Origin of the sequence: Lentibacillus daqui, from assembly GCF_027186265.1 — a bacterium.
GTDB lineage: Bacteria > Bacillota > Bacilli > Bacillales > Amphibacillaceae > Lentibacillus_C > Lentibacillus_C daqui.
The window spans coordinates 2,024,666-2,045,442 of sequence record NZ_CP114176.1 but is presented as its reverse complement, the minus strand read 5'-3'; the positions used below and the strand labels follow the sequence as shown (position 1 = coordinate 2,045,442).

The window sequence follows — 20,777 nt, the reverse complement described above, 5'->3', positions numbered from 1 at the left end:
TGATATCCATTGTTAAAACAAACCATAGATACAATTAAAGGTGTGGGCGAAAAACTTGCCGAAGATTTGGCCGTACTAAACATTAAGACGGTAGAAGATTTATTGTTTTATTTTCCCTATCGATACGATGTGTTTGAAATCAAACCACTTCAGGAATTAATCCATGATGATAAGGTAACCATTGAGGGGAAGGTGATTCATCCACCTTCCCTCACTTTTTATGGAAAACGGAAATCCCGGCTTGCTTTTACCTTGGAAGTGGAAGGGGTGGCGGTCAAGGCGGTCATGTTTAATCGGGCTTTTGCCAAAAAACAAATTCAACCAAATGATATCATGACGCTTACTGGAAAATGGGATGCGCATCGCTTGCAAATTACTGTCAGTCAATATAAGAAAGGCCATGTAGACCAGCAAGCCACCATCCAGCCATTTTATTCATTAAAAGGCGACATAACAAATATACGGTTAAAAAAGGTAATTAAACAGGCGCTTGATGATTATGGTGACCATGTGGAGGAAATTTTACCAACGAGCTATTTGGATGCTTATAAACTGCCGGATCGTGCAAGTGCATTACGCACCATGCATTATCCGGAAAATCGTGTCAAACTTAAACATGCACGTCGCCGTTTTACATATGAAGAATTTCTGTTGTTTCAATTAAAAATGCAGTTATTACGGAAAATGAAGCGGGAGGCAACTCAGGGAAATGCCCAAAATTATGATACGAAAGAATTGGCAGCATTCATTCATCAATTCCCGTTTTCCCTTACCAAGGCACAACAACGATCACTTAACCAGATTTTGACGGATATGAAATCACCATACCGTATGAACCGGTTACTGCAAGGTGACGTTGGTTCCGGAAAAACAGCTGTTGCCGCCATTTGTCTGTATGGATCAATAACTGCTGGCAAACAAGGGGCATTAATGGTGCCGACCGAAATTTTGGCGGAACAGCATTATGCATCCCTGTGTGAATTGTTCGGGGAAAAAGCAAATATTGCACTATTAACCGGTTCCGTAAAAGGAAAAAAACGCAACGAGATTCTTGCGGCAATTGAAGCAGCTGATATTGATATTATTGTTGGAACCCATGCCCTAATCCAGGATGATGTGTTCTTTGCCGATTTGGGACTAGCTATCGTTGATGAGCAGCATCGGTTTGGTGTGGAACAACGGCGGACATTACGGGACAAAGGTCTTCATCCCGATGTGTTATTCATGACGGCGACACCGATACCGCGAACACTTGCTATTACCTCGTTTGGTGATATGGATGTCTCGGTGATTGACGAAATGCCTTCAGGGAGAAAAGAAATTGCAACCTACTGGGCAAAGGAAAATACCTTGGAGCGAATCCTGCAATTTATTCAACATCGGATTTCTTATGGGGAACAGGCCTATGTGATTTGTCCATTGATTGAGGAATCGGATAAATTGGATATTCAGGATGCTGTCGATTTATATGAACAACTACGCGCATTTTATCCACCGTCTATCAAGGTCGGTTTGATGCATGGCCGGCTTCATCCGGATGAGAAAGAGGCGGTAATGAAGCAGTTCGCCGAAAACGTGATTCAAGTATTGGTATCGACAACTGTAGTGGAAGTTGGCGTCAATGTTCCCAATGCCACCATCATGGTTATTTATGATGCGGAACGATTTGGCTTGTCCCAACTACATCAATTACGGGGGCGGGTTGGCCGGGGGGATAAGCAAAGCTATTGTATTTTGATTGCCGAGCCTAAAGGAGAAATTGGCAAGGAACGAATGCGGATTATGACTGAGACCAATAATGGCTTTGAACTGTCGGAACAAGATTTAAAGCTTCGTGGTCCAGGTGATTTCTTTGGCAAAAAACAAAGCGGCGTTCCCGAATTTAAGGTTGCTGATATGATCCATGATTACCGTGCATTGGAAACAGCCAGAAATGATGCCCAGGAGATTATTGAAGCCAATTTGTTGGAACGCGATACCTTTTCTCGTTTGAAAGCAATGCTTATGCAAGATGATGTTTTCTCAAAAAAGCTTGATTAACAAATTCTTGCAAAATAAAAAGTGGTATTATATATTACTATTAGTACCAAGTCCTAATTCTAAATCGGTATGGGTGAATAGGACTAATAGTAGTGGATGGTGTCCGAAATGAAACGTACGAAAACAGAACGACAACGTTTATTGAAAGAAACAATTGAACATACACCGTTTATCACTGACGAGGAATTATCGCAAATATTTTCCGTCAGCATTCAAACCATTCGTCTGGATCGCATGGAACTTGCTATTCCGGAGGTGCGCAAACGAATCCGCTCGGTTGCGGCTAATCAGTGGAATGAAACGGTGAAGGCACTGCCGCTGGATGAAGTAATCGGAGAAATTATTGATTTAGAATTGGATAAGCGCGCCATTTCGATTTTAAAAATTAAACGCGAACATGTTTTTTCCCGAAATAAAATTGCTCGTGGACATCATTTGTTTGCCCAGGCCAATTCACTTGCAGTAGCAGTTATCAATGATGACCTGGCATTAACCGCCAAGTCTGAATTGAAATTTACTCGACAGGTAACGGAAGGGGAACGTGTTGTTGCCAAAGCATTTGTTGAAGAGGTAAAGGATAATGGTCAAACGACAGTACTTGTTAATAGTTTTGTTGACCAGGAAATCGTGTTTACCGGATCATTTCATATGTACCGATCAAATGGATAACAGGGTATACAAACATTCATAGTATGTTAAACAGGAAACAAAAAGGGAGCAGGTCAGATGAAAATAGCAATTGACGCGATGGGAGGTGACCATGCACCAAAAGAAATTGTACTTGGTGCAATGGATGCCATCAAGGAAATCGACAACTTAGAGATTACATTAATTGGGGATCAGGAAAAAATCAATCCCATATTAACTAATGACCGCATTAACGTGATTCATACTACCGAGGTTATTACAGGTGAAGATGAGCCAGTCCGGGCCGTTCGCCGGAAAAAGAATTCCTCGCTCGTATTGATGGCCAAAGAGGTGAAGGAACAACGTGCGGATGCCTGTATTTCAGCGGGGAATACCGGGGCATTAATGAGTGCCGGCTTGTTTGTTGTTGGCCGTATTCCCGGCATTGACCGCCCGGCATTAAGTCCGACACTGCCAACCATTGACGGAAAAGGATTTTTACTATTGGATGTAGGCGCAAATGTTGATGCAAAAGCACACCATTTAGTACAATATGCCATTATGGGATCGATTTATACTGAAAAAGTCCGTTCGATTAATCATCCAACAGTTGGACTTTTGAATGTTGGAACGGAAGATGGTAAAGGAAACGATCTTACAAAAAAAGCATTTATTCAGTTAAAAGAGGCTCCGGTTAATTTTATCGGCAATGTGGAAGCCAGGGATATTTTAAACGGTGTTGCCGATGTAGTCGTAACCGATGGCTTCAGTGGGAATATTGCATTAAAAACAGTGGAAGGTACCGCACTTTCCATGTTTTCGATGATTAAACAAACATTTATGTCCTCATTTAAAACAAAACTTGCGGCAGCAATGGTCAAACAGGATTTGAAAGGACTTAAAACGAAACTCGATTATTCGGAATATGGCGGTGCTGGTTTGTTTGGCTTGGCCGCCCCGGTGATTAAAGCACATGGCTCCTCAAATCGCAGGGCTATATTTAATGCAATTAAACAAGCGAGCCATATGATTGATAACCATGTAACAGATACAATTAAGCAAACAATCGTTTCTGCCAACGAAGAAGGAGGAAATTAAATGAAACGTGTAGCATTTATGTTTCCAGGTCAAGGTTCACAAACTGTCGGAATGGGCAAAGTGTTTTACGATCAGTATCCGGAAATACAAGCATTATATGAAGATGCGGATAAGGCATTGGGTTTCTCATTGTCAGATCTTATGTTTAATGGACCAGAAGAAACCCTGACCTTGACCGAAAATGCGCAACCAGCACTGTTACTATCAAGTATTGCAATCCATACGTTGCTAATCAAAGAAGAAATTCAACCAGTAATGACGGTGGGGCATAGCCTTGGTGAATACAGTGCGCTGGTTGCAGCCGGTGCTTTATCACTGGAAGATGCACTGCCATTAGTGAATACTCGCGGTCGATTAATGGAAGAAGCATATCCGGCCGGAAAAGGTGCGATGGCTGCCGTATTGGGAATGAAGCAAGAAGATATTGAGACGGTTTTACAAGAATTATCCGATGACGAAATAGTTGATATCGCCAATTTGAATTGTCCGGGACAAATTGTAATTTCCGGTACAAAAGCAGGAATTGACGAGGCGGCGGCGAAATTAAAAGAGAGTGGCGCAAAACGTGTCCTGCCACTAAATGTGAGTGGACCATTTCATTCCCGGCTGATGAAATCCGCCAATGAACAATTTGCCAGGAAGTTGGACGAGGTCAAGATCACGGAAGCAAGCGTTCCTGTTTATGCTAATGTAACAGCTGCACCCGTGACAGATAACGATGAGATTAAAGAACTTTTACTGAAACAGCTTTATTCACCTGTCCGTTTTGAGGAATCCATCCGGCATATGCTAAATGAAGGCATCGATGCATTTGTAGAAGTGGGGAATGGGAAAGTATTAAGCGGGCTGGTTAGAAAAATTAGCCGGAGAACAAAAACGTTTGCCGTTCAGGACCAGGAGTCATTGGATGCGTTTATTTCCTGGTATAAGGAGGAATCCTGATGTTGTTGGAAGGGAAAACTGCGCTGGTAACCGGTGCATCACGTGGTATCGGTCGTGCCATTGCATTGGAATTGGCCAGACAAGGTGCCAATGTTACTGTGAATTACGCTGGAAATGAAGCAAAGGCACAAATGGTAGTTGAAGAAATTCAAAAGTTGGGCGCCAAAGCTTTTAAAGTGAAAGCTGATGTGACCAATGAAGCAGATGTTAAAGATATGGTGAAACAAATTATTAGTGAATTCGGCAGTCTGGATATACTGATTAACAATGCTGGAATAACTCGTGACAATCTATTAATGCGTATGAAAGAGGAAGAATTTGATCAAGTTATTAACACCAATTTAAAAGGCGTCTTCATTTGCACCAAAGCCGTTACCAGACAAATGATGAAGCAGCGTAATGGAAAGATCGTAAATGTTGCCTCTGTCGTCGGTGTCAGCGGGAATCCTGGACAGGCCAACTATGTCGCTGCTAAAGCTGGTGTGATTGGTTTAACCAAAACTGCTGCGAAAGAATTGGCATCACGGAATATTTTTGTCAATGCGGTTGCACCAGGCTTTATTTCAACCGATATGACCGATGCATTGACAGATGAACAACGTAAAGGCATGCATGATCTGATTCCACTGGGTAAATTGGGAGAGCCGGAAGATGTGGCCAAAGTTGTCCGTTTCCTTGCCTCAGACGATGCCAATTATATCACTGGACAAACCATTCATGTAGATGGCGGAATGGTGATGGGATAGCAGAAATAAAGGGCCTTAAAAGAGTTTTAATGCTTTTCAAGATGTATAAGCTATGCTAAGCTAAGAAAGGTCTTAATAAGATTACCTTTGAAAGGGGGTGAACGGTGTGGCAGACGTATTTGATCGTGTAAAAGATATCATTGTCGACAAACTTGATGTGGAAGAATCAAAGGTAACATTAGAAGCTTCTTTCAAAGATGATCTTGATGCAGATTCATTGGACGTAGTTGAACTTGTCATGGAATTGGAAGATGAATTTGATATGGAAATTGCGGATGAAGAAGCAGAGAAAATTAATACAGTAGGTGATGCTGTTGACTACATAAACAGTACCCAATCTTAATAATTTGTGATGTGAATTTTACAAGAAAAGTCTCGCGTAATGCGAGGCTTTTAAGCATACTTGATACCTAAACGATATTGAAGCAGGTGACATAATGGATGTTGCAAAATTGGAGAAAACATTGGGTATTACATTTCATGATCATAGTTTAATCAAATTGGCTTTTACACATTCATCCTATGTGAATGAGCATCGAGGGGAAGTATTTTCGGATAATGAACGGCTGGAATTTTTGGGTGATGCGGTCCTGGAATTGGCAGTTTCCCAATACTTGTATCGCAAAAACCCTAAAATGCCTGAAGGGGAGATGACCAAATTACGCGCGGCAATTGTATGCGAGCCTTCCCTTCACCATTTTGCCCGTGATTTGGAATTTGGTGATCAGCTATCACTTGGCAAGGGAGAAGAACAAACAGGCGGACGCGAGCGACCAGCCATCCTTGCTGATGCATTTGAAGCGTTCCTGGGTGCATTGTATCTGGATCAAGGGTTTGATACAGTATTACAATTTATGAACAAATTTATTTTTCCGAAGTTAACCACTGGTGCCTTTTCGCATGCGATGGATTATAAAAGCCAATTACAGGAGCTTGTACAACAATACCCAAATGCTACAGTTGAATACCACATAGTTGAAGAAAAAGGACCGTCACATGATAGAGAGTTTGTTTCTGAAGTCACGTTCCGGGGAAAAGTTTCCGGTCGTGGAATTGGCCGGACCAAAAAAGAAGCAGAACAACGCGCGGCCAAACATGCGTTGGATGCGTTTAATCAATAAGTTAAAAGGCTGTTTTTTACAATGTAAATGACAGCCTTTTGCCCATATAGTTATTCTATAGTCTGTAAAACGGCTTTATAAATGAGGCGCGACGGCTGTGGTCTTGTCCAAGGGTATAAAACCTACTGTCCTTGACCTTTTCTCACCGATTTTAATTCATCGATAAATGCATGGGTTTCGGATGGGCTTAATTGGCCTTTTTGTTTGACCATATCATACATGAATTTTAAATCCTCGTATTTGTCCAAGTCATAGTCTTCAGGATCCATGATCGATCGATTAACGACCCCAAGTGTTTCTGCTAAATCATCCAAAATTATTTTTAAGTTTTCTGTGGAAGGATTTTCTAACCCCATAAATAATCACTCCTGTTTTAAAGTTTCATTTGATATAGTAACGATAAATATGTATGATGGCGGTCTTGCGCTTCTTTTGTCTCTTCCTTTATGATAAAATAAATGCGGTAAAATGCCAAATACTATTTTTTGTTTGGCATCTGGAAAGTAGTCGGGGTTCAGCATTGTTGGATAAAGAAAAGGCTATATTGCCGGCTTTTTATCTGATCTCTTATACCTGACTTAGTTAAGGAGAATGACTATGTATTTAAAACGGTTGGAAAGTGTTGGTTTTAAATCTTTTGCGGAACGGATCAATGTTGATTTTGTCCCGGGCGTAACAGCGGTGGTTGGACCGAATGGAAGCGGCAAAAGCAATATCACCGATGCCCTTCGCTGGGTGCTTGGGGAACAATCCGCCAAATCTTTGCGTGGCTCGAAGATGGAAGATATTATCTTTCAAGGCAGTGACACAAGAAAACCGTTGAATGTTGCTGAAGTCACCCTGGTGCTGGATAACGCTGATCAAACGTTACCACTTGATTATGATGAGGTTAGTGTGATGCGCCGTGTTTATCGGTCAGGGGACAGCGAATTTTATATCAATAAGCAAGCCTGTCGCTTAAAGGATATTGTTGATTTATTTATGGACTCCGGGCTTGGCAGGGAGGCTTTTTCGATTATTAGCCAAGGCAAGGTGGAGGAAATCTTAAGCTCCAAAGCTGAGGAACGCCGGACTATTTTTGAAGAAGCGGCAGGAGTATTAAAATATAAACAGCGAAAAAAGAAAGCCGAATATAAATTAGCTGAAACGCAGGAAAACTTAAATCGCGTAGAAGATATTATTCATGAAATACAACAACAAATGGAACCGTTACAGGAGCAAGCAAGCACGGCACAGACATATCTGGAACAAAAAGAGCAATTAAAAGAACAGGAAATTTCCCTGCTCATTGCGGAAATTGAGCAATTACATGGAGAATGGAAAGCGCTACTTGCTGAAATTGAAAATGAAAAACGAAAGGAAGTAGCTTTAACAACAGAGATTCAGCAAAAAGAAGCAAAAGTGGAAGATGAAAGGAATTACATTGCAGATTTGGATGAACGGATTGAGGTATTCCAATCATCACTGTTATCTATCACCCAAGAGCTGGAACAATTTGAGGGAAAAAAACAGCTCCTCAATGAACGAACCAAGCATTTCACGGAAAACAAGGCAGAATTGGAAACACAGCAGCAGGAAACAGTCGAACGTATAAAAAAAATAGCAGAACAATTGACAGCGGAAAAGCAGAAACTAAAAGAGCTGACAAACCAACATGCGGAAACAAAGCAAAAAGCTGAACAACTTGAAAAACAATTAAACATGGAAGAAGAAAATATTGCCGAAAAAATTGAAGGATTAAAAGCCGATTATATTGAGTGTCTTAATGATCAGGCAGCAAAACGGAATGAAAAACATTCCATACAGCAACAACTGCAGCAAATTAATGTAAAAAAAGAAAAACAGGCGGAAAAATTTGCTGATCTTTTAGCAGCCAGAGAAAATTTAGCTAACAAGCAGCAGGAGATCAACCATATCCTTCAACAAAAACAACAGGACGTTCAGAATAAAGAAGCGTCCATTCAAACAATAAAAAATAATTTGGAACGAGCACGAAGCCATTTCCAAGAGTCACAGACAAAACTTTACCAAGGCTATCAGTACATTGAAAAATTAAAGTCCAAAAAAGAAATGCTTGAAGAAATGAAAGAGGATTTTCAAGGATTTTTTAATGGTGTAAAGGCGGTTTTAAAGGCACGGGAAGAACAAAAGCTTGATATGATCTATGGTGCCGTCATTGAATTGGTTGATGTGCCCAAAAATTATCTAACGGCAATCGAAACGGTGCTTGGTGGACAGGCGCAGCATATTGTGGTTGCAGATGATGTTGCTGCAAGAAAAGCCATTGCCTGGTTGAAACAGACCAACAAGGGACGTGCCACCTTTTTGCCGCTAGCTTCCATTCAGCCGAGATACATCGCTTCAGATTTATTGGCAAAGGTAAAACAACATCAGGGATATGTGGGCGTTGCAGCTGATCTGGTTTCTTGTAATCAGGCTTATCAAAAAGCGGTTCGACATTTAATGGGGCATGTATTAATAGCTAAAACATTAAAAGACGCAAATGAAATTGCCAAAGTTGCCATGAGAAAATTCAGAGTGGTTACCCTGGAAGGAGACGTGGTTAACCCAGGTGGTTCAATGTCTGGCGGGGCGCAAAAGAAAACGAATCAATCCTTGTTTACAAGGGAGAAAGATTTACAGGAATTAACGCAAAAGCTTGAGGAGTTTCAACAGCGGACAACGGCGTTTGCATCCGGTGTAAAAAAAGAAAAACAGACGGTTGAACAATTGGAAACAGAACTGGAGACAGGGAGAAAACAACTGGAAAGCGGGCGAAAAGCGTTACAGGATATCCAGGCAGAATCAAGAGAAATAGAGCTAAAACAAGCGTCATTAAATGAGAATTTGACGATGTATGATCAGGATAAACGCCAATTTGACCAAGACGTTGATCAGCTCAAGCAACGGGAAACAGTCTTATCCGATGAACTAACAAAAATCGAGCACCAATTAACCACTACCCAGCAGCAAATTGATGAACTAACCGAACAGGACGCAGCTTTTCGGGAAAACCAGGAACAAATGCTTACACGTTATCATGCCTATCAAGTAAGCCTTGCCGAGCAGGAGGAACGTCTGAAAAGCCAACGTGAAAAAACCACCTCATGTAATAAACAATTACAGGAACTAACCGAACAAAACGACCTGTATACAACCAAACTGGCCGAGTTAACAGATTTAAATGAAAGTGATATGACTGAAGAAGAAATAGATCAGCATATTCAGGAAAAACAGGATGAAAAAGGACAAATCACGGAAAAGATCCAGGAAATGCGAACGGATCGCACCGGACGTACCCAATGGATTCAGGATCAGGAACGGGAAATAAAAGAAGCAAATAAACACCAACAAGCGTTTGTAACTACAATCCAGGAAAAAGAGGTTAAAGCAAACCGGTTGGATGTGGAACTGGAAAATCGGCTGTCCCGTTTGCAGACAGAATATACACTTACATTTGAACGCGCCAAACAAACATATAAGAAGGCTGCGGATACAACAAAGGCCAACGAGCGTGTGGAACAGTTAAAACAATCGATTGATCGCTTGGGTAATGTAAACCTGGGAGCGATTGAAGAATATGAGCGTATTTCAGAACGGTACGATTTCTTATCGGAACAGAAAAATGATTTGGTTGAAGCAAAACAAACTCTGTACCAAGTGATCGCTGAAATGGATGCAGAAATGGAAAATCGTTTTTCAACTACTTTTTCACAAATTCAAGTGGAATTTACGACCGTATTCAAAGAATTATTCGGTGGCGGACGAGCTGCTTTAAAATTAACCGATCCGAAAAATTTGCTTGATACGGGGGTTGATATCATCGCCGAGCCTCCAGGTAAAAAGTTACAGCATCTTGGCTTGTTATCCGGTGGTGAACGCGCCTTGACCGCAATTGCTTTATTGTTTGCGATTTTACGTGTGCGGCCGGTACCATTTTGTGTGCTTGATGAAGTAGAAGCCGCTCTCGACGAAGCGAATGTCGTCCGGTTTGCCAAATATGTAAAAATGTATAGTAAACAAACACAATTCATTGTAATTACCCACCGAAAAGGTACGATGGAGGAAGCGGACGTCTTGTATGGGGTGACGATGCAGGAATCAGGTGTTTCCCGATTGGTATCGGTTCGAATGGAAGATACCGAGGAATTAATTACGACATAAAGGGATGTGTGAACGATGGGTTTCATGGATTCATTGAAAAAGAAATTCAAACAAAGTGATACAGAAGAAGTGTCAACGAAGTATAAAGAAGGAATGAAAAAGACGCGCGGTTCATTTTCCGGAAAAATAAACGATTTAATTGCCCGTTATCGGAAAGTGGATGAAGATTTTTTTGAAGAGCTGGAGGAAGTGTTGATAGCTGCCGATGTTGGTGTGACGACCGTGCTGGATTTGATTGATGAATTGAAAATGGAAGTAAAGCGGCAAAACATCAAAGATACCAAAGAAGTAAAAGAAGTCATTTCCGAGAAGCTTGTCGATATCTATTATGGTGAGGAAGATGACGAAATCGAGGGACTTAACCTGCAAGAAGGGGAATTAACGGTTATTCTGGTCGTAGGTGTCAATGGGGTTGGTAAAACGACGTCAATTGGCAAGCTTGCCTATCAATTAAAACAGGATGGAAAAAAGGTAATCCTGGCAGCCGGGGATACTTTCCGAGCCGGGGCAATTGAACAGTTGGAGGAATGGGGCAAGCGAGCCGACGTCGATGTCATTAAGCAAAATGCCGGCAGCGATCCGGCGGCAGTCATTTTCGATGGTATTAAAGCAGCCAAATCACGAAAAGCGGATGTTCTTATTTGTGATACGGCGGGACGGTTGCAAAACAAAGTCAACTTAATGAATGAACTTGCCAAAGTAAAAAGAGTCATTGAAAAAGAAGTGCCCGGTGCGCCGCATGAAGTATTGCTGGTATTGGATGCAACAACCGGACAAAATGCCATGAGTCAGGCTAAAACATTTTCTCAAAGCACAGATGTATCCGGCATTGTGCTGACGAAGCTTGATGGTACAGCCAAAGGCGGGATTGTTCTGGCCATTCGGCATGAATTGCATATCCCGGTGAAATATGTGGGGTTGGGTGAGCAGGTAGATGATTTACAAGCATTCGATGCCAACGCTTTTGTTTATGGTTTGTTTGCGGATTTGCTTGAAGAAGAGAGCGAGTAATGGTAGTATAGATTGTAAAGTGAAAGCACTTAACAAGGGGTGAGATCCAGATTGTTGGAAAAGACGACACGCATCAATTATTTATTTGATTTTTATCAGGCATTATTAACCCCTAAACAACAAAGTTATATGGATATGTATTATTTGGAAGACTATTCATTAGGTGAAATCTCCGAACTGTCCCAAGTGTCTCGACAAGCTGTATATGATAATATTAAACGGACTGAGACGATGCTTGAAACCTATGAAAAGAAATTACATTTATATGAAAAATTCGAGCAGCGCGCAAAACTGCTGGATAAATTGGAACATACAACAAAAGAAAAGTCTGTTTTGGACATTGTTAAACAATTAAAAGAATTAGATTAGGGGGACACCTTCTATGGCATTTGAAGGACTTTCCGACCGCCTGCAAAAGACAATAAAGAAAATAACAGGTAAAGGTAAAGTAAGTGAGCAAGATGTTAAAGAAATGACACGCGAAGTTCGTCTTGCTTTACTGGAAGCTGATGTCAATTTCAAAGTGGTTAAAGATTTAATTAAACGGATCAAGGAACGTGCAATCGGGCAGGAAGTAATGGATAGCCTGACACCCGGTCAGCAGGTTATTAAGGTCGTAAAGGAAGAATTGACTGAACTGATGGGTGGAGAGCAAAGCAAGATTGCTGTGGCTGAGAAATCACCTACAGTTATTATGATGGTTGGTTTGCAAGGTGCCGGTAAAACGACAACGACCGGCAAGCTTGCCAATCTATTACGAAAAAAACACAATCGTAATCCATTATTGGTTGCTTGTGATGTGTACCGCCCGGCGGCGATCAAGCAGCTGGAAACGTTGGGTACGCAATTAAATATGCCGGTATTTTCCATGGGAACCGAGGCAAATCCGGTTGATATTGTTACAAAAGCGATTGATCAGGCAAAGCAAGATCACCAGGATTATGTGATTATTGATACCGCCGGACGGTTGCATGTGGATAACGAGCTAATGGATGAATTGCAGCAAATCAAACAGTCGGTCAAACCGGATGAGATTTTTCTTGTAGTGGATGCAATGACCGGACAAGATGCCGTAAATGTAGCTGAAAGTTTTAATGAACAATTGGATATTTCCGGTGTTGTGTTAACCAAGCTTGATGGAGATACTCGAGGTGGTGCTGCTTTATCGATTAAGGCGGTAACCGATAAACCGATTAAATTTGCCGGGATGGGCGAAAAGCTGGATCAATTAGAGGCATTTCATCCGGAACGTATGGCATCAAGAATTCTTGGTATGGGTGATGTGCTCACCTTAATCGAAAAAGCGCAAACAAATGTTGATGAGAAACAGGCAAAGGAATTGGAAGAAAAGATGCGTTCCATGTCCTTTACTTTTGATGACTTCCTCGAACAAATGGGCGAAGTAAAAAAAATGGGACCACTGGAAGACTTGCTTTCGATGCTTCCTGGAGCAGGGAAAATGAAAGGTTTGAAAAATGCCCAAATCGATGAGAGTCAGCTTACTCAGGTGGAAGCGATCATTCAATCAATGACCAAAAAAGAACGGCAAGAACCTGCCATTATGAATGCAAGCCGCAAGAAGCGAATTGCCAAAGGCTCCGGCACATCCGTTTCCCAAGTTAACCGCCTGCTCAAACAATTCAGTGAAATGAAGAAAATGATGAAGCAAATGACCAATGCGCAAAAAGGAAAAAAAGGCAAAGGTATGAAGTTTCCGTTTATGTAAGCTCAAAAGCGGAGGCGCCCGGATTACCTAAACGGATTCAACATGTAATGGAAAAACCCTTTACAGACTAAAAACTTTCTGTTAGAATCTAAACTTGTGATGAACATTTTATTGGAGGTGTAAAAAAACATGGCTGTTAAGATTCGTTTAAAACGTATGGGTTCAAAACGAAATCCTTTCTATCGTATTGTTGTAGCCGATTCTCGTTCTCCTCGTAACGGTCGGCAAATTGAACAAATTGGCACGTATAATCCGGTAGCCAAACCGGTTGAAGTTAAGATTGACGAAGAAAAAGCGCTTAGCTGGATGACAAATGGTGCGCAACCAAGTGATACAGTGCGTAACCTGTTCTCAAAAGAAGGCATCATGAAGAAATTTCACGACCAAAAAAATCAATAATAAGGTAGTGTGATACCATGAAAGCCTTAATTGAATCCATTGTGACACCACTTGTCGATCATCCGGATGATATCAGCGTGACGGAAACAAAAGAGGAAGCCAAGATTGTTTACCATTTGACCGTCAATCAGGAAGATGTCGGCAAGGTGATCGGCAAGAACGGTCGTATTGCCAAAGCGATCCGTACGCTTGTTTATGCGGCACGGACAGACACGAACAAACGAATTTATTTGGATATTATGTAAAGGGAGAGGGAGACGGATACCCTTTCCCTTTTTCACTATAACATTGTTTGTTTTCAGATCGTTTCAGAGAGCGAGGAACAGATATGAAAATCATCAAAAAGGTTTTAATTAAACAAATTGTTACAGAGAAAAGCAAGGCCAAGCTACAAATGAATTTTAATCATCATAAAATGCGGCTTGAACAAGAGTGTCAACAGCTATTGTTTGAACAACGAAAGTTACAAAATAAATCAGGTGTTTCCAAACAAGAGGTTGCTGCTCGTTTTCAGCAGGAAATTAAAAATCGGAAAGAAAAAATGAAGTTGTTGGAGTTTAAAATAGAGCAGTTGGACATGCTGGAAATTGGCAGTGAAATTGTCGAAAAGGAAGTTGAAGCTCTTGTTGAGGTAGATGTTGGAACGCATTGGAATGAGATCATGGATGAGCGGGCAATTATCATAAAAGATGGTGTTGTCGTTCGAATTGACGAATAGCAGGTGGTGAAATAATGGAACAAATGTATAATGTCGGAAAAATCGTCAATACGCATGGAGTTCGTGGTGAAGTAAAAGTAAAACGAATTACTGATTTTGCGGAACGCTTTGCGATTGGTGAAACGCTTTATGTCATGGAAAATGGGGATTTCCTGCCACTGGTTATCGATGGTCATCGGGTGCATAAAGGGTTTGATCTTATTCACTTTGAACGATATGACAACATAAATGATGTCGAACATTTTAAAGGAGCATATTTGACAATATCGGAGGAACAGCTAACCGAGTTGGAAGAAGATGCGTACTACTATCATGAAATTATTGGCTGTGATGTCTATACAAACAGCGGGGAAAAGGTAGGTACTATCAAAGAAATTCTAGCCCCCGGCGCTAATGATGTCTGGGTTGTACAAAAGGCTAATGAAAAAGAAGTATTAATTCCGTATATTGAAGATGTGGTAAAAGCGGTGGATACAGATGAGAAAAAAGTGGTAATCGAACCAATGGAAGGATTGCTTGACTGATGCATATTGATGTCTTAACACTATTTCCAGAAATGATTGCAAACATTTTTAATTCCTCTATTTTAAAAAAAGCCCAGGAGAAGGGGAAATTCAGTTATAATCTAATCAATTTTCGTGATTTTACCGAAAATAAACATGGCAAGGTGGATGATTATCCATATGGTGGTGGCGCAGGTATGGTACTTACTCCACAGCCAGTGTTTGATGCGGTTGCTTCTGTCACAGAGAATGTAACCACAAATCCCCGGGTTATTTTGACGTGTCCACAGGGAGAACCATATCATCAGGAAAAGGCGGAGGAGTTGGCAACAGAGGATCATCTGGTATTTATTTGCGGTCATTATGAAGGCTACGATGAGCGGATTAGAGAATATCTTGTAACTGATGAGATTTCCATTGGCGACTATGTATTAACCGGGGGAGAGCTAGGTGCGATGGTTGTCATTGATAGTGTTGTCCGCCTGTTGCCAGATGTACTGGGCAATAAAGATTCAGCCCCAGCCGATTCTTTTTCTACTGGTTTGCTGGAACATCCGCATTATACCCGTCCAGCTGATTTTCGCGGCATGAAGGTTCCGGATGTGCTTTTATCGGGCAATCATGCGAAGGTTGAGCGATGGCGCAAAAAAGAATCTTTAAAACGTACGTATGAGCGGAGGAAAGAATTGATTGACCAGCAGGAGTTGTCACAAAATGATCGGGAAATTTTGGAAGAGATAAAACGTTCCAATCATGAATAGATGCCATCTCTGGAACAAATATGATGAAAGCAGTTGAACTCTTATGGCCATTATGGTATATTAATTGTTGTGCTTAAGTTACATACTTAAGCTGGATAAACGATGTTCCGCTGCCACATAGTGAGACATGAGCATTGGTTTGGAAGGAGTGAAGTAGGATGCAACAAATTATTGAAGACATCACAAAAGATCAACTTCGCACAGATCATCCTGATTTCCGCGCGGGTGACACTGTAAAGGTTCACGTTAAGGTTGTGGAAGGAAATCGTGAACGTATCCAGGTGTTTGAAGGTGTCGTGATTAAACGTCAAAACGGTGGAATTAGTGAAACATTTACAGTAAGAAAGATTTCTTACGGTGTGGGTGTTGAGCGTACATTCCCATTACATTCACCTCGAATTGCGAAAATTGAAGTTTCCCGTCGTGGTATTGTACGTCGCGCCAAACTATACTATCTTCGTAATCTGCGTGGTAAAGCGGCACGAATCAAAGAGCGTCGTTAATAATATGGGAACTTGTATGGGAGAGAGCTTGGTACTATTGCAAGCTCTTTTTCACTTTAATATCAAAAGTATTATAGTCAAAATGCTACATAATAGGTGGGAAATACAAAAATTCCTCATGACAATTGGGAAGTGGAATCATGGCCAAACGGAAGAAAAACGAGTGGTTAGACTGGATTTTGGCGTTATTGTTTGCGGTTGGACTCGCACTAGTTGTACGAACATATTTTTTTGCTCCCATTATTGTAGATGGTCCATCGATGCAACCAACTTTGCATAATCGGGATCAAATGATTGTAAATAAATTTGTCTATCGTCTACACGAACCGGAACGCTTTGATATTGTTGTTTTTCATGCAACGGAAGGCAAAGATTTTATCAAGCGTGTGATTGGCCTGCCAGGGGAGCATGTTGCAGTAAAGGATGAAGTATTATACATTAATGGAAAGCAGATTGATGAACCTTTTTTGAAGGAACAAAAAGAAAACCTGCAGCCGGGAGAAGTGCTGACAGGAGATTTTCAATTGGAAGATTTACCGGGGTCTTACCATACAATCCCTAAGGGCTACTTGTTGGTATTGGGTGATAACCGTAATAACTCCACTGACAGTCGGATCCTGGGATTGATTCCCGAAGATCGGATCGTCGGAACAACCAGTCTGATATATTGGCCAATCAGCCGTATCCAGATTGCAAAAGAATAGGGTGAACCAAATGCCAATTCAATGGTTTCCGGGTCATATGGCAAAGGCCCGGCGTGAAGTAGAAGAAAAATTAAAACTGGTTGATTTTGTCATTGAACTGGTGGATGCGCGTGCCCCGTTTTCATCGCAAAACCCAATGCTGAAGCAAGTCTTACAGAATAAACCAAAGATGATAGTCTTTATGAAAAAAGATTTGGCCGATCAACGTGAAACGGCGAAATGGCTTCATTATTTTCAAGCAAACGGGACGAAAACACTGGCTGTTCATATCGATGATAAAGCTGATATCAAACAGGTTATTCAACAGGCGAAAAACCTGGGCGAAGAAAATATGGAAAAATTAAAGCGAAAAGGTGTTCAACCCAGAGCAGCAAGGGCGATAATTGTGGGAGTTCCAAATGTAGGTAAATCGACATTGATCAATCGACTCGCTAATAAAAAAATTGCCAAGACAGGAGATCGACCTGGTGTTACAAAACAGCAATTATGGATCAAGGTAGGTAAGGATTTTGAATTGCTCGATACCCCAGGGATTTTGTGGCCCAAATTTGAGGATGAGCAGATTGGATACCGATTGGCAGCGTTGGGGACCATTAAGGATCAACTGTTGTCATTACAGGATATTGCCGCATTCGTGATTTCTTATATGCAAAAATATTACCCGGAAATGCTGAAGGATCGATTTGCGATTGACCATGATATGGAGGATATGTGGGAGATATTTGAAGTGATTGGCAAACAACGTGGTTGCCTGGAAAGTGGCGGCAAGGTTAATTTCGATAAAGTTGCCGACATTGTTCTCCGTGATCTCAGAACTGGCAGGTTAGGCAGGATAACCTTAGAATCCATTGAAGCGTAACTGGCATACATTTTCGGATGCATGCCAGTTTTTCTTATGCCGGTAACTTAATTTAACTTAATAAATTTAGGAATTTGCCGATAAATAAAGTAGAGGTGTAAAGATGAGTAAGCAATCTATTGATGAATTAAAGCAGTTATTTGCTAGAAATGCAGTAACGGAAACATTACTTGCGGAACTACGGTTGGATACGCGTAAAGGGGTACAACAATTAATTGCACGCCATGACCGTAATAAACAAAAAAAGCAGGAACTGAAAAAAAGATTCGTGGATATGTGCCGTTATGAGCAATTCAATTATCAAAACGGCTGTCAATATATTGCTGGAATTGATGAAGCGGGCAGAGGTCCATTGGCGGGTCCGGTCGTAGCGGCTGCAGTTATCCTGCCCCATGACTTTTCCTTACTGGGATTAAACGATTCCAAGCAACTGAATGAGGCAACACGAGAACGTTTTTTTGCACAAATCAAGGAGCAGGCAGTCAGTTATGGTATTGCGATGATCAACAATCAAATCATTGATGAGATTAATATTTTCCAGGCAACCAAACAGGCGATGTATGAAGCTATTGATCAATTGAATCCTGCTCCAGACCATGTTTTGGTTGATGCGGTACAGCTTGGAGGGTTAAAGTGTTCCGCAGAAGCAATTGTAAAAGGAGACCAAAAAAGTATCTCGATTGCCGCTGCCAGTATTTTAGCCAAAGTTACGCGCGATCAATTAATGAAACAGATACATACGGAATTTCCCTGCTATGATTTTGCGTCAAATATGGGATATGGAACGAAACATCATATGGAGATGCTCCAACAGCATGGAATTTCCCCGTACCATCGCAAATCGTATGCTCCAGTAAGAAACATAGCTACATGATGCTTGTTGGAATGAGGTGGTATCATGGACCTTTCCCACATGCAAGGCACACCAAGTGTTCATAGAACTGAAACGATTTCTGTATTAAAACAGGGCAAATTATTCAAGGAAAAGTTCTTCAGTTATATACGAACAATAAGGCGTAAATCCAGCTGCAATCACAATCAATGTTTGCCCAATTGGAGGCTCCGTTAACAGCCGGAAAAACCTATTATTTTCAGATTGGAAAGAAAGATGATCTCATACGGCTCAAAGTGCTTAAAAACAAAGTTAATGGTCAAGAGCAAAACGACACCATCGATTTGCTGCAACAATTCGGGTTAAAGGCGATCAAACCAAACAAGGCTTTTCTTGGATCACTTCTAAACAAAAAGATTCCTTTTGATATAGAACAGAGAACACGCCCAAAAAATATTACATTTTATCAATGGATTGCAAATAGATTCAGTGCAAGAGTCAGCCGGTTTCATAATGTTCAGCTCATGCGGTTGATGATGTAGAGCCTATGAAACAAGGAGTGGATTTGCGAATATGACAAAGCGGAAAAAGGCTGCGACATTACATTATGACAACAAATCTGATTATGCCCCGAATTACAGCAAGTGGTAAAGGGCTTATTGCTGAAAAAATGATTAAAAAGGCAAAGGAAAATGATTTCCCGGTACAGAAAGATCCATCTCTTGCGGAACTTTTGACAGATCTAAATATCAATGAGGATCCTTATTCTTGTGAAATTTGTTGGTTTTTAATACAATAGATTTGCAGCGAAATTTGATTGGAGGATAAAGGATGAACATTCATGAGTATCAAGGCAAAGAAATTTTGCGAAACTTTGGCGTAAACGTGCCAAATGGCCATGTTGCATATACTGTCGATGAAGCAGTTGAAGCTGCCAAAAAACTGGGAACGTCTGTTACTGTGGTCAAAGCACAAATCCATGCCGGGGGCAGAGGTAAAGCCGGTGGAGTTAAAGTTGCCAAAAATTTGGATGAAGTGCGTACATATGCTGATGAAATATTAGGAAAAACACTTGTTACGCATCAAACTGGTCCGGAAGGCAAGGAAGTCAAACGCTTGCTTATCGAGGAAGGATGCGATATTAAAAAAGAATACTATGTTGGTGTTGTTCTTGACCGTGCAACATCTCGTGTTGTTATGATGGCATCAGAGGAGGGCGGCATGGAAATTGAAGAAGTTGCTGCCGAAACGCCGGAAAAAATATTTAAAGAGGTCATTGATCCTGTTGTAGGACTCAGCCCTTATCAAGCACGCAGATTAGCGTTTAACATCAATATACCGGATGAACTGCTGTCAAAGGCAGTTAAATTCATGACCGGACTTTATCAAGCATTTATTGAAAAAGATTGTTCTGTTGCCGAGATTAACCCACTTGTAACAACTGGTGATGGACAAGTAATGGCCCTTGATGCCAAATTGAATTTTGACGATAATGCCATTTTCCGTCAAAAAGATATACAAGATTTACGGGATTTGGATGAAGAAGACGAGAAGGAAATTGAAGCATCCAAGTATGATTTAAACTATATTGCTTTGGATGGTAATATCGGCTGTATGGTTAATGGAGCAGGACTTGCTATGTCAACCATGGATATTATCAAATATTATGGCGGTGATCCGGCAAACTTCCTTGATGTTGGGGGCGGTGCTACTGCGGAAAAAGTTACCGAAGCATTCAAGATCATTTTGTCCGATTCCCATGTAAAAGGGATTTTTGTCAATATTTTTGGCGGAATCATGAAATGTGATGTTATTGCTGAGGGTGTTGTCGAAGCTACCAAACAAGTTGGCCTGAAATTACCATTGGTTGTACGTTTGGAAGGTACCAATGTTGATTTGGGCAAGAAAATTCTGGATGACTCAGGATTAAACATTACCTCTGCAGATTCCATGGCCGATGGGGCAGAAAAAATCGTTTCATTGGTCAAATAAAGATCAGATAGGCGACTGTTTAGTTATGTTA

24 protein-coding genes are annotated in these 20,777 nt (G+C 41.1%); 23 read left to right on the top strand and 1 reads right to left on the bottom strand.

Annotation, left to right across the window (positions count from 1 at the left end):
- The first annotated feature begins 9 nt into the window (after positions 1–9).
- The 7 genes from recG to rnc all read left to right on the top strand — a co-directional run bounded on the left by recG (position 10) and on the right by rnc (position 6,574).
- Entirely contained in the window at positions 10–2,040 is a 2,031-nt protein-coding gene (recG, locus tag O2S85_RS10370) for an ATP-dependent DNA helicase RecG (RefSeq protein ID WP_269409272.1), read from the top strand.
- Positions 2,041–2,148: 108 nt separating this feature from the next.
- Entirely contained in the window at positions 2,149–2,709 is a 561-nt protein-coding gene (fapR, locus tag O2S85_RS10365; RefSeq protein ID WP_269409271.1) for a transcription factor FapR, read from the top strand.
- A 57-nt stretch (positions 2,710–2,766) separates the two neighbouring features.
- Positions 2,767–3,765, top strand: a complete 999-nt coding sequence (plsX, locus tag O2S85_RS10360) for a phosphate acyltransferase PlsX (protein WP_269409270.1) — start codon at positions 2,767–2,769, stop codon at positions 3,763–3,765.
- Positions 3,766–4,707 (top strand): ACP S-malonyltransferase, encoded by a 942-nt coding sequence (fabD, locus tag O2S85_RS10355; RefSeq protein ID WP_269409269.1) that lies wholly within the window; start codon positions 3,766–3,768, stop codon positions 4,705–4,707.
- Between the two features lie 2 nt (positions 4,708–4,709).
- A complete protein-coding gene (gene fabG / locus O2S85_RS10350) occupies positions 4,710–5,453 on the top strand; it encodes a 3-oxoacyl-[acyl-carrier-protein] reductase (protein WP_269412547.1) in 744 nt (247 codons plus the stop codon).
- 106 nt (positions 5,454–5,559) lie between these two features.
- On the top strand, positions 5,560–5,796 hold the full coding sequence (gene acpP / locus O2S85_RS10345; RefSeq protein ID WP_088050147.1) for an acyl carrier protein: 237 nt from the start codon (positions 5,560–5,562) through the stop codon (positions 5,794–5,796).
- Positions 5,797–5,890: 94 nt separating this feature from the next.
- A complete protein-coding gene (gene rnc / locus O2S85_RS10340; RefSeq protein ID WP_269409268.1) occupies positions 5,891–6,574 on the top strand; it encodes a ribonuclease III in 684 nt (227 codons plus the stop codon).
- Positions 6,575–6,696: 122 nt separating this feature from the next.
- Here rnc and O2S85_RS10335 read toward each other — a convergent pair whose 3' ends face one another.
- The gene (locus O2S85_RS10335) at positions 6,697–6,930 is read right to left on the bottom strand and encodes a DUF1128 domain-containing protein (RefSeq protein WP_269409267.1); all 234 of its coding nucleotides are present in this window, start codon (positions 6,928–6,930) and stop codon (positions 6,697–6,699) included.
- 241 nt (positions 6,931–7,171) lie between these two features.
- On the opposite strand from O2S85_RS10335, the gene smc reads away from it, so the two are divergent.
- The 16 genes from smc to sucC all read left to right on the top strand — a co-directional run bounded on the left by smc (position 7,172) and on the right by sucC (position 20,746).
- Positions 7,172–10,738 carry a chromosome segregation protein SMC gene (gene smc / locus O2S85_RS10330; RefSeq protein ID WP_269409266.1) on the top strand — a complete coding sequence of 1,189 codons (3,567 nt, stop codon included), beginning with the start codon at positions 7,172–7,174 and terminating at the stop codon, positions 10,736–10,738.
- A 15-nt stretch (positions 10,739–10,753) separates the two neighbouring features.
- Positions 10,754–11,749 (top strand): signal recognition particle-docking protein FtsY, encoded by a 996-nt coding sequence (ftsY, locus tag O2S85_RS10325; protein WP_269409265.1) that lies wholly within the window; start codon positions 10,754–10,756, stop codon positions 11,747–11,749.
- Positions 11,750–11,800: 51 nt separating this feature from the next.
- Positions 11,801–12,118, top strand: coding sequence for a putative DNA-binding protein (locus O2S85_RS10320; RefSeq protein ID WP_269409264.1), 318 nt, complete (start codon positions 11,801–11,803; stop codon positions 12,116–12,118).
- Positions 12,119–12,131: 13 nt separating this feature from the next.
- A complete protein-coding gene (gene ffh, locus O2S85_RS10315) occupies positions 12,132–13,475 on the top strand; it encodes a signal recognition particle protein (protein WP_269409263.1) in 1,344 nt (447 codons plus the stop codon).
- A gap of 129 nt (positions 13,476–13,604) precedes the next feature.
- The gene (gene rpsP / locus O2S85_RS10310) at positions 13,605–13,874 is read left to right on the top strand and encodes a 30S ribosomal protein S16 (RefSeq protein ID WP_269409262.1); all 270 of its coding nucleotides are present in this window, start codon (positions 13,605–13,607) and stop codon (positions 13,872–13,874) included.
- A 17-nt stretch (positions 13,875–13,891) separates the two neighbouring features.
- Positions 13,892–14,119 carry a KH domain-containing protein gene (locus O2S85_RS10305; RefSeq protein WP_269409261.1) on the top strand — a complete coding sequence of 76 codons (228 nt, stop codon included), beginning with the start codon at positions 13,892–13,894 and terminating at the stop codon, positions 14,117–14,119.
- An 83-nt stretch (positions 14,120–14,202) separates the two neighbouring features.
- Positions 14,203–14,592, top strand: coding sequence for a YlqD family protein (locus tag O2S85_RS10300; protein ID WP_269409260.1), 390 nt, complete (start codon positions 14,203–14,205; stop codon positions 14,590–14,592).
- A 14-nt stretch (positions 14,593–14,606) separates the two neighbouring features.
- Positions 14,607–15,116: a ribosome maturation factor RimM gene (gene rimM, locus O2S85_RS10295; protein ID WP_269409259.1), complete on the top strand. Its 510-nt coding sequence runs from the start codon at positions 14,607–14,609 to the stop codon at positions 15,114–15,116.
- Entirely contained in the window at positions 15,116–15,856 is a 741-nt protein-coding gene (gene trmD, locus O2S85_RS10290) for a tRNA (guanosine(37)-N1)-methyltransferase TrmD (RefSeq protein WP_269409258.1), read from the top strand. Before rimM ends, trmD begins: the two co-directional genes overlap by 1 nt.
- 158 nt (positions 15,857–16,014) lie before the next feature.
- Positions 16,015–16,359 carry a 50S ribosomal protein L19 gene (gene rplS, locus O2S85_RS10285; protein ID WP_269409257.1) on the top strand — a complete coding sequence of 115 codons (345 nt, stop codon included), beginning with the start codon at positions 16,015–16,017 and terminating at the stop codon, positions 16,357–16,359.
- Between the two features lie 140 nt (positions 16,360–16,499).
- A complete protein-coding gene (gene lepB, locus O2S85_RS10280; RefSeq protein ID WP_269409256.1) occupies positions 16,500–17,063 on the top strand; it encodes a signal peptidase I in 564 nt (187 codons plus the stop codon).
- Between the two features lie 10 nt (positions 17,064–17,073).
- On the top strand, positions 17,074–17,922 hold the full coding sequence (gene ylqF / locus O2S85_RS10275) for a ribosome biogenesis GTPase YlqF (RefSeq protein ID WP_269409255.1): 849 nt from the start codon (positions 17,074–17,076) through the stop codon (positions 17,920–17,922).
- Positions 17,923–18,025: 103 nt separating this feature from the next.
- Positions 18,026–18,796, top strand: coding sequence for a ribonuclease HII (rnhB, locus tag O2S85_RS10270; protein ID WP_269409254.1), 771 nt, complete (start codon positions 18,026–18,028; stop codon positions 18,794–18,796).
- 179 nt (positions 18,797–18,975) lie between these two features.
- A complete protein-coding gene (locus tag O2S85_RS10265) occupies positions 18,976–19,296 on the top strand; it encodes a hypothetical protein (RefSeq protein WP_269409253.1) in 321 nt (106 codons plus the stop codon).
- 65 nt (positions 19,297–19,361) lie between these two features.
- A complete protein-coding gene (locus tag O2S85_RS10260) occupies positions 19,362–19,553 on the top strand; it encodes an EscU/YscU/HrcU family type III secretion system export apparatus switch protein (protein ID WP_269409252.1) in 192 nt (63 codons plus the stop codon).
- Between the two features lie 32 nt (positions 19,554–19,585).
- A complete protein-coding gene (gene sucC, locus O2S85_RS10255) occupies positions 19,586–20,746 on the top strand; it encodes an ADP-forming succinate--CoA ligase subunit beta (RefSeq protein WP_269409251.1) in 1,161 nt (386 codons plus the stop codon).
- Positions 20,747–20,777: the final 31 nt, after the last annotated feature.